The sequence below is a fragment of the Novosphingobium sp. genome (genome assembly GCF_027486195.1).
Taxonomy (GTDB): domain Bacteria; phylum Pseudomonadota; class Alphaproteobacteria; order Sphingomonadales; family Sphingomonadaceae; genus Novosphingobium.
In genome coordinates this window covers 91,161-110,974 of the sequence record NZ_JAIXPP010000093.1, presented here as the reverse complement: position 1 = coordinate 110,974, position 19,814 = coordinate 91,161, and the positions used below count along the sequence as shown (strand labels likewise).

The 19,814-nt window shown below is 68.7% G+C and carries 1 protein-coding gene; it reads right to left on the bottom strand.

What is annotated here, in order from left to right; genetic code table 11:
* Positions 1-28: 28 nt before the first annotated feature.
* Complete coding sequence (locus tag Q0071_RS17195; protein WP_298172312.1) at positions 29-19,813, bottom strand: hypothetical protein; 19,785 nt, start codon at positions 19,811-19,813, stop codon at positions 29-31.
* Between the last annotated feature and the right edge of the window lies 1 nt (position 19,814).

Here is a 19,814-nt window from a genome sequence, read left to right as displayed (position 1 = left end):
CCTTGCGGAAAACGGATGGCCCGGCCCCTCAGATCACTGAGAGCTGCGCCACGGTCGTCGTCTGATTGCTGTCGCTGTAGAACGTGTAGTCATTCCCGCTCTGGGTGTAGAACGCGCCGTTGGCGATCTGCAGCGTATCGCCCGCATTGAAATCGACCGTGAGGTGCGAGGCATTGCCGGCCCCCGCCACGGTCTGGATGAAGCTGGCATCGACCGTGAGGCTGGCGTTTGTGCCGCTCGCGGTGAAATCGATCGTCTCGACCCGGCTGAGCACGCTGGCCAGCTGCGCCGAGGTGACCGAACCGGCATTGGTGGCAAGCGCGACCGTATCGCTGCCCGCGCCGCCATCGACCGCGAAGCCCGCACCGAGCGTGAGCGTGAAGCTGTCACCAAAGCCGGAGCCGATCACGCTTTCGATGCCGGACAAAGTATCGCCTGCGGCATCGCCCGCGCTGCCGGTGCCGGTACCCGCCCCTCCGCCACCGAGCGAAAGCGCAACGGCGCTGCCCGACTGGGCATAATCGGCGATATCAGTGCCAGTGCCGCCGATCAGGCTATCCGCGCCCGCGCCGCCCACGAGGCGATCATTGCCCGCGCCGCCATCGAGCACGTTGGCCCCGCCATGGCCAGTAAGGCGATCGTTGAAGGCCGAGCCGATGAGGTTTTCGATGCTGGCATACGTATCACCCGCAGCTTCATTGGTGTTGAACGAGGTGTCTGCGAGGTTGGCAGCAAGGCCGAGCGCCGAATTGGCATAAGTCGCCGTATCGGTGCCAGTGCCGCCATCGAGCACATCGCTGCCGAGGCCGCCGTTCAGCAGATCGTCGCCCGCTTCGCCGTAGAGCGTGTCGCTGCCGGCGCCGCCGGTCAGCGTGTCATCCCCGCCGCCGGCGCGGAAGGTCTCATCGGCGCCAGTGCCGAGGAAGGTATCGGCGAGCGCGGTGCCGATGACTTGCTCGATGCCGGAGAGAATGTCCCCCGCAGCATCGCCGCCGCTGGAGGCCGTGCCATCGAGCCGCGCGGTGATCGCAGCGCTCGAGGCGGAGTAGTCGATCGTGTCGAACCCGCCGCCGCCGGTGATCGTGTCTGCCCCCGCGCTGCCAAAGATCATGTCATCGCCGAGGCCGCCGTCGAGCAGTTCGGCGGCGCTGCCGCCGCGCAGGGTATCGCCGAAGGCGGAGCCGACCACGCCCTCGATCGAGATGTAGCTGTCGCCCACCGCATCGGCGGCGGTGACGACGAGGCTGCCGGTGGCGAAGCTGGCGGTGATCGCGGCGGCGGAATTGGCAAAGGAGGCGCTGTCGGCCCCCGCGCCGCCATCGAGGACATCCGCGCCCGCGCCGCCGACCAGCACATCGTTGCCGTTGCCGCCCTGCAGGGTATCGGCGCCCGAGGTGCCCCACAGCGCATCGTCGAAGGCGGAGCCGACGAGGATCTCGACGTCGGTGATGCGATCGCCGGTAGCCTCGTTAGCCACGCCGGCGGTGCCATCGAGATAGGCGGTCACGCCGCCGGCCGAATTGGCATACGTGAAGGTATCGGTGTCTGCGCCGCCATCGATGGTGTCGGCGCCGGTCCCGCCGTTGATGAAATCGTCGCCATTGCCGCCGCTGATGGTCTCGTTGGAGTTCGAGCCGATGAGGATATCGCCAAAGGCCGAGCCGACGAGCGCCTCGATCGAGGTAAGCACATCGCCCTGGGCAAAGCCGCCATTGGCCGAAGTGCCATCGAGGTAGACCGAGACCGCCGCGGTCGAATCCGAATAGTCGGCGGTATCGAAACCCGAGCCGCCGTTGAGCGCGTCTGCGCCGCCGCCGCCGCGCAGGAAATCATCGCCGCTGCCGCCCATCAGCGTGTTGGCGTTGGCATCACCATAAAGCGTGTCGCTGCTGTTCGAGCCGGTGAGGTTCTCGATGCTGACGTAGCTATCGCCCGCTGCATCGCCCGCGCTGCCGCTGCCGGCAAGGAGGCTGGCGACCACGCTCGATGTCGAAGCGGCATAGCTGACGGTGTCTGACCCGTTGCCGCCATCGAGCGCATCGCTGCCGGCATCGCCGCGCAAGGTGTCGTTGCCTTCCATGCCGTAAAGCGTGTCGTTGCCGCTGCTGCCCCAAAGCGTGTCGTCGAAGGCGGTGCCTTGCAGGATCTCGACATTGGTGAGGACATCGCCCTGCGCTTCGCCGCTGCTGCCGGCGCTGCCATCGAGCCCTACAGTGACCCCCAAGGTCGAACCGTAATAACTCGCTGTATCGATGCCGCCGCCGCCGTTGATCGCATCTGCCCCGCCAAGGCCGCGGAACCATTCAGCGGCGGCCGTGCCGGTCACGCTGTCGTTCTGGTTGGTGAGATAGATGAACTGGAAGTTCTTGTAGGTATCGCCAGCGGCATCCCCGCCCACGCCGAGCGTGACGCCGTCGAGATTGATGGTAACGCCGGTGGTGACCGAGACGCTTTCCGGGTTGAGGGGGTTGGTGCCGTAAAACAGCGTATTGGTGCCCGCGCCGCCGTCCAGCACATCGGCCCCGGTACCGCCCGAGATGCGATCGTTGCCGTTGCCGCCAAGGATGGTGTCGTTGCCGGCAAGCCCGATCAGGGCATCATCGCCATCACCGCCGGTCAGCACATTGTTGCTGCTGTTGCCGTAGAGCGTGTCGCCAAAGGCCGTGCCGGTGAGGTTCTCGATACTGACGTAGACGTCGCCCAGAGCATCGCCTGCCGAGCCGATTGCGGCGGTGAGGTCGGCGATCACGGCAACGCTTGCCGCGGAATAGTCGACCGTATCGGTCCCCGCGCCGCCATCCATGGAATCGGTGCCGGCGCCGCCGAGAAACGTGTCATTGCCCGCATCGCCGAACAGCACGTCGTTGGCGGCAGCGCCGTCGATCAGATCATCGCCATTGCCGCCGCGGATATTATTCTGGGCGAGATTGCCGACAATAGTGTCGTTGAAGCCGGAGCCGATGGCATGGACGAAGCTTGTGAACGTATCGCCAAGGGCATCGCCGAGTGTGCCGGTCCCGGCCCCGAGGTTGAATGCCACGGCCGATCCGGCCGATGCGTAGCTCAGCGTGTTGGTCCCAGACCCGCCGTCCATGACGTCGGCCCCGGCTCCGCCTTCGACCGTGTCGTCCCCGTCGTCGCCGAAGAGCGTGTCGTTCCCGGCGCCGCCTTGGATGATGTCGGCGCCGAAGCTGCCCCAGATCGTGTTGGCATTGCCATCGCCGGTAAGCCTGTCGGCGGCGTTGCCGCCCTGGATGTTTTCGAAACCCGTCAGCGTATCGCCTGCCGCATCGCCGCCGCTGCCGGAGCCGGACTGGAGACTGACGGTGACGGCGACAGTCGCACCAAGATAGCTCACGGTATCGATGCCCGCGCCGCCGTCCATGACATCGGCGCCGGCGCCGCCGAGGATCACATCGTTCCCGGCTCCGCCCTTGAGGTTGTTCGCGCCGGTGGTGCCGACAATCGTATCGTCATTGGCTGAGCCGATCGCGTTCTCTATCGTGCCGGGCTCAAAGAAATCGCCTTCGGCATCGCCGCCGGTGTTGTTTGTGCCAGTGCCGAGATTGATGGTGATGCCCGCCACGGAGGCCGAGTAATCGACCGTGTCGATCCCGGCGCCGCCGTCGATAGAATCGGCGCCCACACCGCCGGTCAACGTATCATTGCCGTTGCCGCCATAGAGGCTATCGTTCCCCTCGCCGGCATCGAGCGTATCGTTGCCATCGTTTCCGTAGACGGTTTCGGCCCCGGCCGAGCCGATGAAAGTGTCATTGAACGCGGAGAGCGACCAGACTTCGATATTGGCGTAAGTATCGCCCTGGGCGAGCCCGGTGGAGAGCGAGGCATCGCTCAGGTTGACGGTGAGCGCGCTGGCCGAGCTGGCGTAATCCACCATATCGGTCCCGGCACCGCCATCCAGCGAATCTGCGCCGAGGCCGGGGGCGAGTACGTCGTCCCCGCCGCCGCCGAGGATGGTATCGGCACCTGCCGAACCGTAGATCACGTCGGCCAGCGCCGAACCGATCACCCGCTCGATGCCGATCAGGACATCGCCGTTGGCCTCGCCCGCACTGCCCGGCGTACCATCCATGCGTGCGACCACGCCCCCGGCGGAGGAATAGTCCGCCGTATCGAAGCCCGCCCCGCCATCGAGCGTATCCGCTCCGGCGCCGCCAATCAGAGTATCGTCGCCATCACCGCCCAGCAGCGTCTCGTTGAAGCCGGCGCCGATCAGCGTATCGGCGAGGACCGAGCCGATCACCCGCTCGACGCCGATGACTGTATCGCCTTCCGCATCGCCGCCGCTCGAGGCGGTGCCATCAAGGCGAACAGTCACGCCTGCTAGGCTGGCCGAATAGTCGACGGCGTCGGCGCCGGTACCGCCGTCGATGGCATCGGCCTGGCTGAACGAGACGAAGGTATCGTTGCCGCCCCAGCCGTAGAGAGCGGATGCCGCGGTGGTGCCACCGCGCAGCGTATCGCCATAGTTGGCCGAGCCGTAGATCACCTCGATACCGGAGAGGACATCCCCCGCCGCCCAGCCGCCAACACCTGCCGAGCCGTTGTTGGCGACGGTGACCGCAGCATTCGAGTTGCGGTAGTCGGCAATGTCGGTGCCGAGCCCGCCGGTGACCTGATCGGCGCCGAGCCCGGTGATGATGGTGTCGTCGCCCGCACCACCGTCGAGCAGGTCCGCCCCGTCTGCGCCGATCAGCGTGTCATTGCCGCCACCTGCCTGGATGGTCGAGCCGGAGGCGCCGGCGTAGATCGTGTCGTTTTGCGCCGAGCCGATGACCGTTTCGATATCGAACAGGCGGTCGCCTGCCGCATCGCCGATCGCGCCGAAGCCGCCATCCATGTAGATGACCATGCCGCTGCTGGTGGACGCGGAATAATCGGCCGCGTCATTGCCGGCATCGCCGCGATAGATGTCCGCCCCGCCCGAGGCGACGAACACATCATCACCCGCGCCGCCGACGAATGCCTCGTCCGCGCTGCGGCCCTCGAAGCGATCGGCAAAGGCCGAGCCGGTGACGCGCTCGATATTGGCCAGCGTATCGCCTTCGGCATCGCCGCCGCTCGATGTCCCGCCGGTTTGGATCGTGACCCCAGCGGCGGAGGCGGAATAATCGGCCGTATCGAAGCCTGCCCCGCCGTCAATGGTATCGGCCCCGGCACCGCCCGCGATGGTATCATCCCCGATCCCGCCGAGCAGCGTATCGTTGCCGCCGCCGCCGGACAGCGTGTCGTTGCCGTCGAAGCCGTCGAACCAGTCGTCCCCGCCCGCGCCGACGAAGGTATCGCCGCCGCGCGAGCCGGTGAAGCGCTCGATTGCGATGAAGGTATCCCCCGCCGCATCGCCGCCGGTCGCGGTGCCCGCGGCAAGATCGACAATGACCGCGCCGACCGAACCTGCGTAGCTCACGGTATCGATGCCCGTGCCGCCATCGAGCACGTCGGCACCGCCGTCGCCCGAAAGGAGATCGTTGCCCGCGCCGCCAAGGATCCGGTCGGCCCCGTTGCCGCCGGAGAGGGTATCGTCACCTCCGCCGCCGCTCAGCGTATCGTTGGAGAAAGCGCCTGTGATCGTATCGGCAAAGGCCGAGCCGAGCACGCCTTCGATCTCGGTGAGCCGATCGCCCGCAGCGATATCGCCGATGCCGGCGCTGCCGTCGAGCGCGATGGCGATCCCGCCGCCCGCGCCCGAATAGTCGGCCGTATCGTTGCCGCTCCCGCCGATCATGGTATCGATGCCCGCGCCCGCGACGAGCGTGTCATCGCCCTCCCCACCTTCGAGGGTATCGACCGCCGCGCCGCCGATCAGCGTATCGGCATGGTCCGATCCGACCAGCCGATCGATGCCGATGAGGACATCGCCCGCCGCTTCGCCCGCGCTGCCACTTCCGCTGGCCCCGCCAGCCCCGATGCTGACAGTGACCGCTGCTGCGGCATGGGCATAGGATGCGGTATCAAAGCCCGCGCCGCCATCGATCACATCGGCGCCGGACCCGCCTTCGATCACATCGTTGCCATCGTTGCCGACAAGCGTTTCATCCGCCGTGCCGCCCACGAGGGTATCGGCGAATGCGGAGCCGAGCACACGTTCGATGCCGATCAGCAGATCGCCAGTTGCCGCGCCGCCAGAGCCCTGATCCACGCCATTGTTGTAGACCGAGATACCCTGCGTGTTGGCGCTATAGTCTGCAGTATCGAAACCGTCGCCGCCGTCGAGAATGTCACCGCCGCTGCCGCCGATCAGCGTATCGTTGCCCGCGCTGCCCAGCAGCGTGTCTGCCCCGGCGCCGCCGTTCAGCTGATCATCGCCGCTGCCACCTTCGAGAGTGTCGGCATTGCCGGAGCCGGTCAGGCTGTCGGCCAGCGCCGAGCCGACCACGCGCTCGATCCCGCTGAGCAGATCGCCCGCCGCATCGCCCGCGCTGCCGGTGCCCGCGCCAAGATCGACGACAACCGCGCTGGCCGAGGCCGAGTAATCGGCGGTATCGAAGCCTTCGCCGCCAGTGAGGACGTCCGCCCCGCCGAGCCCGGCGAGCACATCGTCGCCCAACTGGCCGAACAGCGTATCCGCGCCTGCACTGCCGCCAAGCGTATCGGCAAAGGCCGAGCCGCGGATGGTCTCGATGCCGGTGAGCACATCGCCCGCCGCATCGCCGCCACTGCCCGCGCTGCCATCGCTGGCGACCGTGACGCCTGCTGCGGATTTCGCGTAGTCCGCGATATCGGTGTCGGCGCCGCCGTCGATGCGGTCTGCACCAAGGCCGCCTTCGATCACATCGTTGCCGCTACCGCCCAGCAGCGCATCATCGCCCGCCGCGCCCTGGATCAGGTCGTCACCCGCGCCGCCCTCGATGGCATCGGCGTCTGCCGAGCCCAGCAGGCTATCGGCGAGGGCCGAACCGACCAGACGTTCGATGCCGTCAAGGACATCGCCGAGGCCATCGCCAAGCGTGCCGGTAACGCGGTCCATGCGCGCGGCGACGGCGGAGGTCGCGCCGGAATAGTCGGCGGTATCGAAGCCTGCACCGCCATCGAGCACGTCGGCACCGGCACCGCCGATCAGGATATCATCGCCGGTACCGCCGAGCAGAGTGTCTGCCCCCGCGCCGCCGGACAGCGTATCGTTGCCGTCCTGCCCAAGGATCGTGTCGGCTGCGGCGGAGCCTGTCACGGTATCGGCAAGGGCCGTACCGATAACCTTCTCGATGCCCGCCAGCACATCACCTTCGGCGAGCCCGCCCGCCGAGGCCGTGCCATCCATGCGCACGGTGATGCCGGCGCTGCTTGCGCTGTAATCGGCGGTATCGAACCCGCCGCCACCGGTGAGCACATCGGCCCCGGCGCTTGCATTGAACACGTCATCGCCCGCGCCGCCTTCGATCTGATCGGCAGTGGCGGAGCCATTGAACACATCGTTGAAGTCCGAGCCGATGACCCGCTCGACATTGGTGATCGCATCGCCGTCCGCATCGCCGCCGCCCGAAGCGCTGCCATCGAGGTTGATCGTGACCGCACCGAGCGATGTGGCGTAGGACACGGTATCGAAGCCGGCGCCGCCATCGAGCGCATCTGCGCCGGTGCCGCCGACGAGCGTATCGTCGCCCGCATCGCCGAACAGCTGGTCGTCACCATCGCCGCCGCTCACGACGTCATTGCCGGCGCCGGCCCGCAAGGTCTCGTTCGCGGCAGAACCGGTGAGGCGGTCGTCGAAGGCCGAGCCGATCAGTTGCTCGATACTGACGAGCGTATCGCCCGCCGCATCGCCGCGGCTGCCTGCCGCGCCGCCGAGCGTGACGGTGACCGCGCTGGCGGAGGCGGCGTAGCTCGCGGTATCGAAGCCGATGCCACCGTCCATGGCATCGGCCCCCGCGCCGCCGATCAGCGTATCATCGCCCGCACCCCCGGAGAGCGTATCATTCCCAGCATCGCCGCTGATCGTATCGGCCCCGGCGCCACCGAGGATTATGTCATCGCCCGCCGATCCGCCCAGCGTATCGTCGAAGGAGGAGCCGATCAGCCGCTCGATCGTCGTGAGCGTATCGCCAGTGGCATCGCCCGCCGTACCGGCGCTGCCATCGAGCGCGACGGCGACACGCGCGGCGGCGGCGGAATAGTCTGCCGTATCAATGCCATCGCCGCCCACGAGCGCATCGGCCCCGCCGCCTCCGACGAGCGCATCGTCGCCCGCACCGCCTTGCAGCGTCTCGTCCGCATCGGCGCCGATCAGCGTATCGCCTTGCGCCGAGCCGATCACGATCTCGATGCCGATCAGCGTATCGCCTTCGGCATCGCCGCCCGTGCCCACGCTGCCATCCAGCGCGACGCGCACGGCCTGGATCGAGCCCGAATAGTCCGCCGTGTCGGTGCCTGCGCCGCCATCGAGGACATCGCTGCCCGCACCGCCCGTCAGCGTATCGTTGCCGCCGCCGCCCTCGAGCACGTCGGCATTGCCGGAACCGGTGAGCCGGTCGGCCTGCGCCGAGCCGGCGACCCGCTCGATGCCGATCAGCGTATCGCCCTGCGCATCGCCGCCCATACCGCTGCCGGTGGCGAGATTGACGGTAACCCCGGCGCTGCTGGCCGCATAATCGGCCATGTCGAAGCCGGTGCCGCCGTCCAGCACATCGGCCCCGGCGCTCGCCTTGAGGATATCGTCGCCCGTGCCGCCAAGCAGCGTCTCTGCGCCAGTCCCGCCGCGCAGCGTGTCGCTGAAAGCCGTGCCGATGAGCACTTCGGCATTGGCAATCGTATCGCCCGCCGCATCGCCGCCCGCGTTGGCCCCGCCATCGAGACCGGCATTCACGCCCGAGGCCGAAGCCGAATAGTCCACCGTATCGGTGCCCAGCCCGCCATCAAGCACATCGGCACCAAGCCCGCCGACGAGCATATCATCGCCCGCCTGCCCGAGCAGCGTGTCTGCACCTGCGCCGCCGAGCAGGGTATCGTTGCCGCCGCCGCCTTCAAGCGTATCGTTGCCGTCCGCGCCGCGCAAAGTATCGGCCTGGGCCGAGCCGACCACGCGCTCGATCGCGGTGAGGCTGTCGCCCGCCGCATCGCCCCCTGCGGACGCCGTGCCATCGAGATTGACTGCGACCCCTGCGGCAGAAGCAGAATAATCGGCCGTATCGAAGCCATCACCGCCATCGAGCGTATCGGAGCCTGCGGTGCCGACGAGCGTATCATCGCCCGCATCGCCCAGCAGCGTATCCGCACCGCTGCGGCCGGTCAGCGTATCGGCAAAAGCCGACCCCTGGAGCACTTCGACATTCGTGATCGTATCGCCCGCCGCATCATCGCCGGTGCCGACCGTGCCGCCCAGCGAAGCGGTGACGCCTGCGGATGACGCCGCATAGGTCACGGTGTCGAAGCCGGTGCCGCCATCGATGCGATCGGCCCCGGCACCGCCCTCAAGCGTGTCGTCACCCGATCCGCCCAGCAGCGTGTCGTCGCCGCCCAGACCGACAAGCCTATCGTCACCCGCCCCGCCAGACAGCGTATCCGCACCTTCGCTGCCGGTCAGAGCATCATCGAACGCCGAGCCGTTGACGCGCTCAATCCCGGTGAGCACATCGCCTGCGGCGTCGCCGCCCTGCGCCGGTGAGCCATCGAGCACGACCTGCACCGCAGCATCAGACGCGCCGTAATCGGCCGTATCGAACCCCTCGCCGCCGGACAGCACGTCTGCGCCCCCGCCGCCGCGCAGCAAGTCGTCGCCCGCACCGCCGAGCAGGGTATCGCCGCCGCCGCCACCCGAAAGCGTGTCGCCTCCACCGCCGCCTTCCAGCGTCTCCGCGGCAGAGCCGCCGAGGATGGTATCACCAAAGGCCGAACCGACGACGCGCTCGATCCCGGTCAGGCTGTCGCCCTCGGCATCACCGCCCGTCGCGGTCGAACCATCGAGTGTGATCTGCACTGCCGCCGTGCTGGCGCTGTAGTCGGCCGTATCGAAACCGCTGCCGCCATCGAGCGCATCGGCCCCGGCACCGCCGCTGAGCACATCGTTGCCGAGGCCGCCGGACAGGGCATCGCTGCCCGCGCCGCCGGACAGCGTATCGTTCCCCGCGCCGCCGGACAGAACCTCGTCCGCCCCGCTGCCGGTGATGGTATCGTCGAAGTCGGAACCTTCGACCTGCTCGATCCCGCTGACCTGATCGCCCGCCGCATCGCCGCCGGAGCCAAGCCCGCTGGGAAGATCGAGCCAGATCGCCGCGCCGGACGCCGCATAGCTCAGCCGGTCGAACCCGCTGCCGCCGTCGATCACGTCCGCGCCGCTGCCGCCGGTGATCGTATCGTCTCCGCTCCCGCCGAGCAGGGTATCATTGCCCGCCCCGCCGGAGAGCACATCATTGCCCGCACCGCCTTCCAAGGCATCCGCGCCCGCGCTGCCGCCGAGTGTATCGGCAAACGCCGAGCCCACCACGCGCTCGATCCCGGCGAGCGTATCGCCCGCCGCATCGCCGCTGCTGCCCACGCTGCCATCGGTGGCTATGGTGACCCCGCTGGCCGATGCCGAATAGTCCGCCGTGTCAAAGCCCGTGCCGCCGATCAGCGCATCTGCGCCGATCGAGCCGGTGAGCGTGTCGTCCCCGCCGCCGCCGCCCAGCGTCTCGCTCCCGATACCGCCCGCAAGGATATCGCCGAAGCCCGAGCCGACGAGCCGTTCGATGCCCGAAAGGACGTCTCCCTCGGCAAAGCCGCCGCTGCCGGTGCGCCCGTCGAGCCCGGTATTGATCGCGCCGGTGGAGCCTGAATAGTCGGCGGTGTCGGTGCCATCGCCACCCACCAGCGCATCGGCACCGAGGCTGCCGACCAGACTATCATCGCCATCGCCCGCACGGATAGTCTCGCTGCCCGCGCCGCCGCCGAGCCGGTCGTCGAAGCCGGAGCCGATCAGGACTTCGATGCTCGTCAGCGTATCGCCCGCCGCGCCGCCGCTGCCGACAGTGCCATCGAGCGCGACGGTGACGGCGCTGGTCGAATTGGCATAACTCGCAGTGTCGCTGCCGAGCCCGCCGTCGATCGCATCGGCGCCGTCGCCGCCCACGATGTGATCATTGCCCGCGCCGCCCAGCAGCAAGTCGTTGCCGCCGCCGCCGAGGATCGTGTCGTTGCCGGCACCACCCTCGATCCGGTCGGCATTGTCGCTGCCGTCAAGCGTATCATCGAAGGCGGAACCGATCAGGCCCTCGATGCCGAGCAGGACATCGCCCGCGCCGTCGCCGCCGCTGCCGGCGCGGCCATCGAGATAGGCGGTGACCGCCGCGCCCGATCCGGCGTAGCTCACGGTGTCGAAGCCGCTGCCGCCATCGAGCAGGTCGTTGCCGGTGCTGCCAAGCAGGTTATCGTCGCCCGCGCCGCCGAGGATCGTCTCCGCGCCGCTGCCGCCGCCGAGCTGGTCGGCGAAGGCCGAGCCGATCAGGCGCGATATGCCAGTGAGGACATCGCCAGTGGCCTCGCCGCCGGTGCCCGCCGCGCCCGAGAGATCGACCGCGACGCCGTTCGCTGCCCCGGCGTAGCTGGCGGTATTGTCGCCCGTGCCGCCGTCGATCACATCGGCCCCGAGCCCGCCGGTGAGCACGTCATCGCCGCCGCCGCCCAGCAGGATATCGTTGCCCGCGCCGCCGGTGAGGATGTCGTCACCCGCCCCGCCATCCAGCCGGTCGTCCGCCCCGCCGCCGATGATCGTGTCGTTCTGCGCCGAGCCGATCACGCCTTCGATACCGGTGAGCACATCGCCTTCGGCATCGCCGCCGCTAGCAGGACCACCATCGAGCCGGACGATGACGCCCGCAGCCGAATCGGCATAGCTCGCGGTATCGAAGCCGGTGCCGCCATCGAGCAGGTCCGCCCCGACGCCGCCGGTGAGGATGTCATCGCCCGCGCCGCCGCGCAGCGTATCGCTGCCGCCCTGGCCGGAAAGCACATCGGTGCCCGCGCCGCCATCGAGCACTTCGCCCTGCGAGGTGCCGGTGATCGTATCGTCGAACGCCGAACCGATCGCATTCTCGATCGAGGACAGCGTATCGCCCTGCGCATCGCCGCCGGCCGAGAGCGAGCCATCGAGGTTGATCGCGATCCCGGCGGAAGACGTCGAGTAGTCGGCGGTATCAGAACCTGCGCCGCCGAGCAGCATGTCCGCCCCCGCACCGCCGCGCAGCACATCGTTGCCGGTGCCGCCATCGAGCAGATCGGCCCCGGCCCCGCCATCGAGCAGGTCGTCTCCGGCGCGCCCGCGCAGCTCATCATCGGCCGCCGCGCCCGCGATGGTATCGGCAAACTCGCTGCCCTCGACGATCTCGATGGAGATGAAGCTGTCGCCCGCCGCCTCACCGCCGGTGCCCCCGGTGGCGAGGCCGAGCGCGACGCCTGCCGCCGCGCGCGAGTAGTCCGCCGTATCGGTGCCTGCGCCGCCATCGAGCACGTCTGCACCTGCGCCGCCGCGCAAGGTATCGTCCCCGCCGCCGCCGCGCAGCGTTTCGTCCGCCGCGCCGCCGGTGATGATGTCGCCATCGGCCGAGCCAAGCACTTCCTCGATGCCGGTCAGCAAATCGCCTTCGGCAAGGCCGCCAGCGCTGGCGCCGCCGGCAAGCGTGACGTTGACGCCCACCAGCGAGGCCGAATAATCGACCGTATCATGCCCAAGCCCGCCGTCGATCAAATCGGCCCCGGCGCCGCCGTCGATCGCGTCGTCTCCCGCTCCGCCTTCGAGGGTATCGGCCTGGGATGAGCCGGTGAGCTGGTCGGCGAAGGCCGAACCGACAAGGCGTTCGATGCTGTCGAGCCGGTCGCCCGCCGCATCGCCCAGGGTGCCGCGCCCGGTGGCGAGCGAGACCGCAACCCCGGATGCGGCATCGCTGTAGTCCGCCGTATCGAAACCGGTTCCGCCGACAAGTTCGTCCGCGCCGCCGCGCCCGGTGAGTACGTCGTCGCCCGCGCCGCCAACGAGGCTGTCATCCGCTGCGGTGCCGCGCAGGGTATCGGCAAAGGCCGAGCCGACAAGGTTCTCGATACGGAGCAGGCGGTCGCCTTCCGCCGCGCCGCCGGTGGAAACAGAGCCATCGACCGAGACGGAAACGCCCGAGCTCGAACCCGAATAGTCGACAGTGTCGGACCCGTCACCGCCATCGATGAGGTCTGAACCCGCGCCGCCATCGAGGAGATCGTTGCCCGCGCCGCCGCGCAGCGTATCATCGCCGCCGCCGCCCACCAGCACATCGTTGCCGGCCCCGCCATCGAGCAGGTTGGCCTCGCTGTTGCCGGTCAGGCGGTCGTCTAGCGAAGAGCCGATCACGCCTTCGATGCTGACGAGCTGATCGCCCGCTGCTTCGCCGCCCACGCCGATCGAACCATCGAGCGCGACGGTAACGGCGCCGTCGCTGGCGCTGTAGTCCGCCAGGTCGGTGCCGCTGCCGCCATCGAGCACGTCGGCACCGGCACTACCCTGCAAGGTATCATCGCCCGCGCCGCCAAGGATCGTCTCGCTACCCGCTCCGCCGCCGAGCGTATCGGCAAAGGCCGAACCGACGAGCCGCTGGATATCGCTGAGCATATCGCCGGCGGCCTCGCCCCCGCTGCCCGCCGCGCCGGAAAGATCGATGGCGACGCCCGAAGCCGCATCGGCATAGCTGGCCGTGTTGATGCCCGATCCGCCGACGATGAGATCCGCACCGAGCCCGCCGGTGAGCACGTCGTCGCCGCTACCCCCGAGCAGGCGGTCGTCATCTGCGCCGCCCACAATCACATCGTCGCCCGCGCCGCCCGCAATGGTCTCGGCCGCCGCATCGCCGATCAGCGTATCGTCATAGGCCGAGCCGCTGAGGTTCTCGATGCCGATGAGCTGATCGCCTTCGGCATCGCCGCCGCTGCTGATCGTGCCATCCAGCCGGACGGTGACGGCCTGGGCGGAACTGCCGTAGCTAACGGTGTCGATCCCGTCGCCGCCATCGATGCGGTCTGCGCCGGCTCCGCCATCGAGCACATCGTCCCCGGCGCCCCCGCGCAGGTCGTCGTTGCCATCGCCGCCGACAAGGATGTCGTCACCCGCGCCGCCATCGAGCGCATCGTCGTTGAGGCTGCCGAGCAGGCGATCGCCAAAGGCCGAGCCGACGAGGCGCTCGATCCCGCTCAAGGTATCGCCCTGCGCATCGCCGCCGATGCCGATGCTGCCGCCCAGCCCGGCCACGATGCCCTCGCTGGAAGCCGAATAATCGACCGTATCGAGCCCGATGCCGCCGTCGAGCGTGTCCGCGCCCGCGCCGCCATCAAGGCTATCGTTGCCCGCGCCGCCAAGGAGCACGTCCGCCCCGCCACCGCCGGAAAGGACATCGTCACCGGCGCCGCCCGCGATGGTGTCGTCACTGGCTGCGCCGGAAAGCCTGTCCGCGCCGGATGAGCCGACCAGCTGCTCGATCGAAATCAGCGTATCGCCTTCGGCATCGCCGCCCGTGCCGGTGCCGAGGGCGAGATCGACCGTCACGCCGACAGCCGAGGTGCTGTAGTCGGCGGTATCGATGCCCGCGCCGCCATCGAGCACGTCCGCACCGCCGCGCCCGGTGAGCACATCGTTGCCGCCGCCGCCGCGCAGGGTTTCGTCTGCGCCCGCGCCGGTCAGCCGGTCGTCATGACCGCTGCCGGTGACTTCCTCGATGCCCGCGAGCGTATCGCCAGTGGCCGTGCCGCCGAAGCCGGTGGTGCCATCGAGATAGACGGAGACGCCCGCGCCGGAGAGGCTGTAGTCGGCGCGGTCGTACCCGGCGCCGCCATCGATGGCATCCGCGCCGGTGCCGCCGTCGAGCACATCATCGCCCACGCCGCCGAGCAGGGTATCGTCGCCAGCCGCGCCGCTCAGCACATCGTTGCCATCGCCGCCGCTCAGCCGTTCCGCCGCAGCGCCGCCAGTCAGCCGATCATCGAAGCCCGAGCCGAGCACGCTTTCGATGCCTGACAGCCGGTCGCCTTCAGCATCGCCGCCCGTGCCGCTGCCCGCGCCGAGATCGACGGTGACCGCGGCGGATGAAGCGCGGTAGTCCGCCGTATCAAAGCCTGTGCCGCCATCGAGCGTGTCCGCCCCCGCGCCGCCATTGAGGATGTCGTCGCCCGCATCGCCGATCAACGTATCATCGCCGCCTGCGCCGGAGAGGCGATCATCCCCGCCGCCGCCTTCGAGAATCTCCGCGGCGCCCACGCCGGTGATGGTGTCGTTGTAGGCAGAACCGAGGATGCGTTCGAAACCGGTGACCGAATCGCCTTCGGCATCGCCGCCTTTGCCCGCCGAGCCGTCGAGCGTCAGGGTCACGCCGCTGCGGCTGTTCTCGTAGCTCGCGGTATCGATGCCGGTGCCGCCATCCAGCACGTCTGCCCCGCCGCGCCCTTCGATCACGTCGTCACCAGCCGCGCCGATCAGCGTATCGTTCCCCGCCGACCCGCCGAGCGTATCGGCAAACTGCGTGCCGATCAGGCCTTCGATGCCGGTGAGCGTATCGCCCTCGGCATCGCCGCCACTGGCACTGCCGAGCGAGAGATCGATGCGCACACCAGCGCTGCTGGCGCTGTAATCGGCGACGTCCGCACCCGCGCCGCCATCGAGCACATCGGCCCCGGCGCTGCCGTAAAGAATGTCGTTGCCGCCCTGGCCGAGCAGAATATCGGCATCGAGGGAACCGCGCAGACTATCGCCGAAGGCCGAGCCGGAGAAGCCTTCGATCCCGCGGTAGGTGTCACCCTCGGCATCGCTGCCGGTGTTGGCGCCGCCGTCGAGACCGGCGTTCACACCCGCGCCAGAGCGCGCGTAGTCGGCCAGATCGATGCCGAGTCCGCCGATCAGCGTATCGGCACCCGCGCCGCCGTCGAGCCGGTCGTTGCCCGCGCCGCCATCGAGTGTATCGGCGCCCGCACCGCCGGTGAGGCGGTCGTCGAAGCCGGAACCCAGCACGCGCTCGACCCCGCTGAGCGTATCGCCCTGCGCATCGCCGCCAATACCGACCGAGCCATCGGTGCCGACGACCACGCCGGTCGCGCTCTGGCTGTAGTCTGCGGTATCGAACCCGGTGCCGCCGATCAGCCGGTCCGCCCCGCCGAGGCCGGCGAGGACATCATCGCCCGCACCGCCGCTGAGCGTGTTGGCGCTGTCGTTGCCGGAAAGGCGATCGGCAAAGGCCGAGCCGGTAAGCGCCTCAATGCCTTCAAGCTGGTCACCCGCAGCATCGCCGCCGCTGCCCGACGAGCCATCGAGCGCGACGGTGACGGCTTCGCCCGAGGCGCTGTAGTCCGCAGTATCGAAGCCTTCGCCGCCCTGCAGCAGGTCCGCCCCGCCGCCGCCGCTGAGGATATCATCACCGCCCCCGCCAGAGAGGCGGTTGGCCGCAGCATCGCCGACGAGGCGATCGGCGTAGTTCGAGCCGGAGAGGTTCTCGATCCGGCTGAAGGTATCGCCCGCAGCGCTGCCACCGGCACCCGCGTTTGCGGCGAGATCGACCTGAACCGCAGTAGCCGAATCGCTGTAGTCGGCAGTATCAGCGCCAGTACCGCCGATGAGGGCATCCGCGCCGAGGCCGCCGCGCAGGGTATCGTCGCCCGCGCCGCCTTCGAGGGTGTTGTCGCCGCTGTCACCGATCAGGGTATCGGCATAAGCGCCGCCCACGAGGCGCTCGATACCGGAGAGCCGGTCACCCCCGGCAATATCGCCGGACGAGGCATTGCCATCGAGCCGCACGATGACCGCGCCGCCAGCGGAGGAATAGTCCGCAGTATCGAAGCCGTCGCCGCCGATCAGCGTGTCCGCTCCCAGATCGCCGGTGAGCGTATCGTCGCCCCCCTTGCCCATCAGCGTGTTGCTGCCCGCATCGCCGCCCAGGCGGTCGGCGAAGGCGGAGCCGCCGAGTGTCTCGATCCCGCGCAGCACATCGCCGGCAGCATCGCCGCCCAGTCCCGGTGCGCCATCGAGCGTGACGGTGACGCCGGTGCCGGAGCCCGCATAGTCCGCCGTATCGATGCCGTCGCCGCCGATCAGCGTATCCGCCCCCGCGCCGCCGGTGAGGATGTCGTTGCCTTCGCCGCCGACGAGCGTTTCGTCCGCGCCCGCGCCGATCAGGCTATCGTCGCGCGCGCTGCCGATCACCCTTTCGATGCCGATAAGCCGGTCGCCATCGGCATCGCCGCCTTCGGAGGCCGTGCCATCGAGCCGCACGGTCACCCCCAAGCGCGAGGCGCTGTAGTCTGCGGTGTCGAAGCCTTCGCCGCCATCGATGGTGTCCGCCCCGCCGAGACCGGCAAGCACGTCGTCCCCGGCCAGGCCGCGCAGCAGATCGCTGCCGGCCGAGCCGCCCAGCCTGTCGCCAAAGGCTGAGCCTTCGAGGCCCTCGATGCTGGTAAAAACATCGCCGACCGCATCGCCGCCATCGCGCAGCGAGCCATCGAGCGCGACCTGCACGGCGACGCCGGAACCGGCATAGCTCGCGATATCGAAGCCCGCGCCGCCATCGAGCGTATCCGCACCGAAACCGCCTTCGAGCACATCATCGCCCGCCCCGCCCGAGAGGGTTTCATCGCCCCTTCTGCCGACGAGGCGATCGTTGAAGGCGCTGCCCTTGAGGAACTCGATATTGGCGTAAGTATCGCCCTCGGCATCGCCGCCGTTGCTGGCCCGGCCATCGAGATAGACTTCGACGGCGACCGCACTGGCGCTGAAATCGACCGTGTCGATCCCGCCCGCGCCGTCGATCCGGTCCGCACCTGCGCCGCCGGTGATCACGTTGCCGCCGCCATCGCCGGTAAGCGTATCATCGAAGGCGGAGCCGACCAGGTTTTCGACACCGGTGGCGCTATCGCCCTCTGCATCGCCGCCCTTGCCCGCAGCGCCATCGAGGCGGGCCTCGACCGCCGTGGCGGAGCCGCTATAGTCGAGCGTATCGGTTCCCGCACCGCCATCGAAGCGGTCTGCGCCGGCGCTGCCGGTCAGGCGGTCGTCGCCCGCTCCCGCCTCGATCCATTCGTCCGCGTCGCCGCCATGGATCACATCGCCTCGGCCCGTTGCGATCACGTGCTCGATGCTGACGAGCGTGTCGCCTTCGGCCTCCCCCCCGCGCGAAGGGCTGCCATCAAGGAACACTTCGATGCCGGTTGTGCCTGCGGGCGCGCCATCTAGCGCGTGGGTATAGTCAGCCGTATCGCGGCCCGCGCCGCCATCGAGCACGTCGGCACCCCTGCCGCCGATCAGCGTGTTGTCACCAGCATCACCGGTCAGCCGGTCGTTGAAATCGGAGCCGGCGAGACCTTCGACACTGACGTAGCTGTCGCCTTCGGCCGCGCCGCCCTTGCCCGTGCCGGTGGCCAGGTTCGCATCGACGCCTTCGCCTGAGAGGCGATAGTCGACCACATCGGTGCCGGTCCCGCCGTCGATCTTGTCCGCCCCTGCCCCGGCGTGAATGTGATCGTCGCCTGCGCCCGCAGAGATGTTCGTGCCGGGAGGGTTGGCGAACAGGACCTGGATCGGATCGCCGGTGACGGGATCCTTCACCGTCATCCCGGCCTGATCGGTCACGTCCTTGATACCGAAGGGCGTGGAGACCGAGACCGAATACGTCGAGGTCTTGCCATCGGCAGAAAGGCCGAGCAGCACGGGGAAGAAGAACTCGTCCTTGAAGCCGTTGCCGGCGGCCTGTGCGGCGGTCGGAGGAAGCTTGTAGGTCAACTCCAGATCGAACGCGAAGTGCGACTGGCTGGCGGGGACCGGCACGACCTTGCCCGCAGCGTCGGTCGTGGTCGTCAGCTTCTCGATCCTGCCCTGATCGATCGAGACGAGCCAGCCCTTGTCGGTAAGCGTGCCGTTGACGATGCCGTAGCCCGCCGGCAGCGAGGGGATCAGCACTTGCAGCAGATCGAGGCCCTTTGCGGGCACTTCGGCAACAACGTGCAGCACGCGCAGGCTGTTGCCCTGCGGCGCTTTTGCGGGATCATCGGCATAGAGCACATCGTTGCCCGAAGTGCCGTCGATGCTTTCCGGCGCGGACTGGGCCGCAAAGGCGGAATCCTTCGACGAGCCGGGGCCGCCGGTATCGCCCTTGATCACCGTCTCGCCGTTTTCGGTGCTGCGGGTGACGCCTTCGGAATTGAACAACTCGAACGTGAGCTTGGGCACGAGCTTGCCGATGCCGGCGGGGCCAAGGGCGTCGCCGGGTGCCGGTTCAACCGACCGGGCGGACATGACACCGGGCGAAGCAGGGCTCTGCGGCAGGGAATCGCTGATCTTCTCGGTCAGCGCCTTGCCTGTCAGATCGGACTTGTGCTGCTTCTGCTCTTTCGCGGCGGCCTCGGCCTGGGCCTGCGCCGCATCTTCGGGCTGCACCGCGCCGGTGGGCTCCTTGGGTGTCTCGACCGGCTTGGCCGCATCGGCGCTGCTGAGGTGGAGGTCGAGGCTGGGGCTCTGCGGATTGATCTCGCCGACCATGCCGACGGTCTCGTCCGCCGAAAACTCCTTGTCGGCAAAGAGAATGACCGGCTTGCGGCCGGAGAACGCGGCCAGCGCCATGCCCGGGATGATGATGCGCGAACCATCGGTGAAGACGAGTACGACATCGACGTCGGCGATCTCGACCTTGAACGGCGCGTACTTGATACCGAGCCGGGCCTTGTCGTCGGCATCGAGCTGGACGACCTTGGCCCCGCCGTAGTCCTGCTTCGAACCAGCCGCACCCGCACTTTGGGCGGATGACTCGGCATCGGGCGCGAGCTCGGGGGAGCCCTTGCCGCCGCGCGGCGTGGCTGCGGACCCCGATTTGGCGCGAACGATCTTGACCATA

Bases quoted from the DNA above. Each gene is read 5' to 3' on its own strand.
- Q0071_RS17195 (WP_298172312.1), bottom strand. From the start codon at position 19,813: ATGGTCAAGATCGTTCGCGCCAAATCGGGGTCCGCAGCCACGCCGCGC.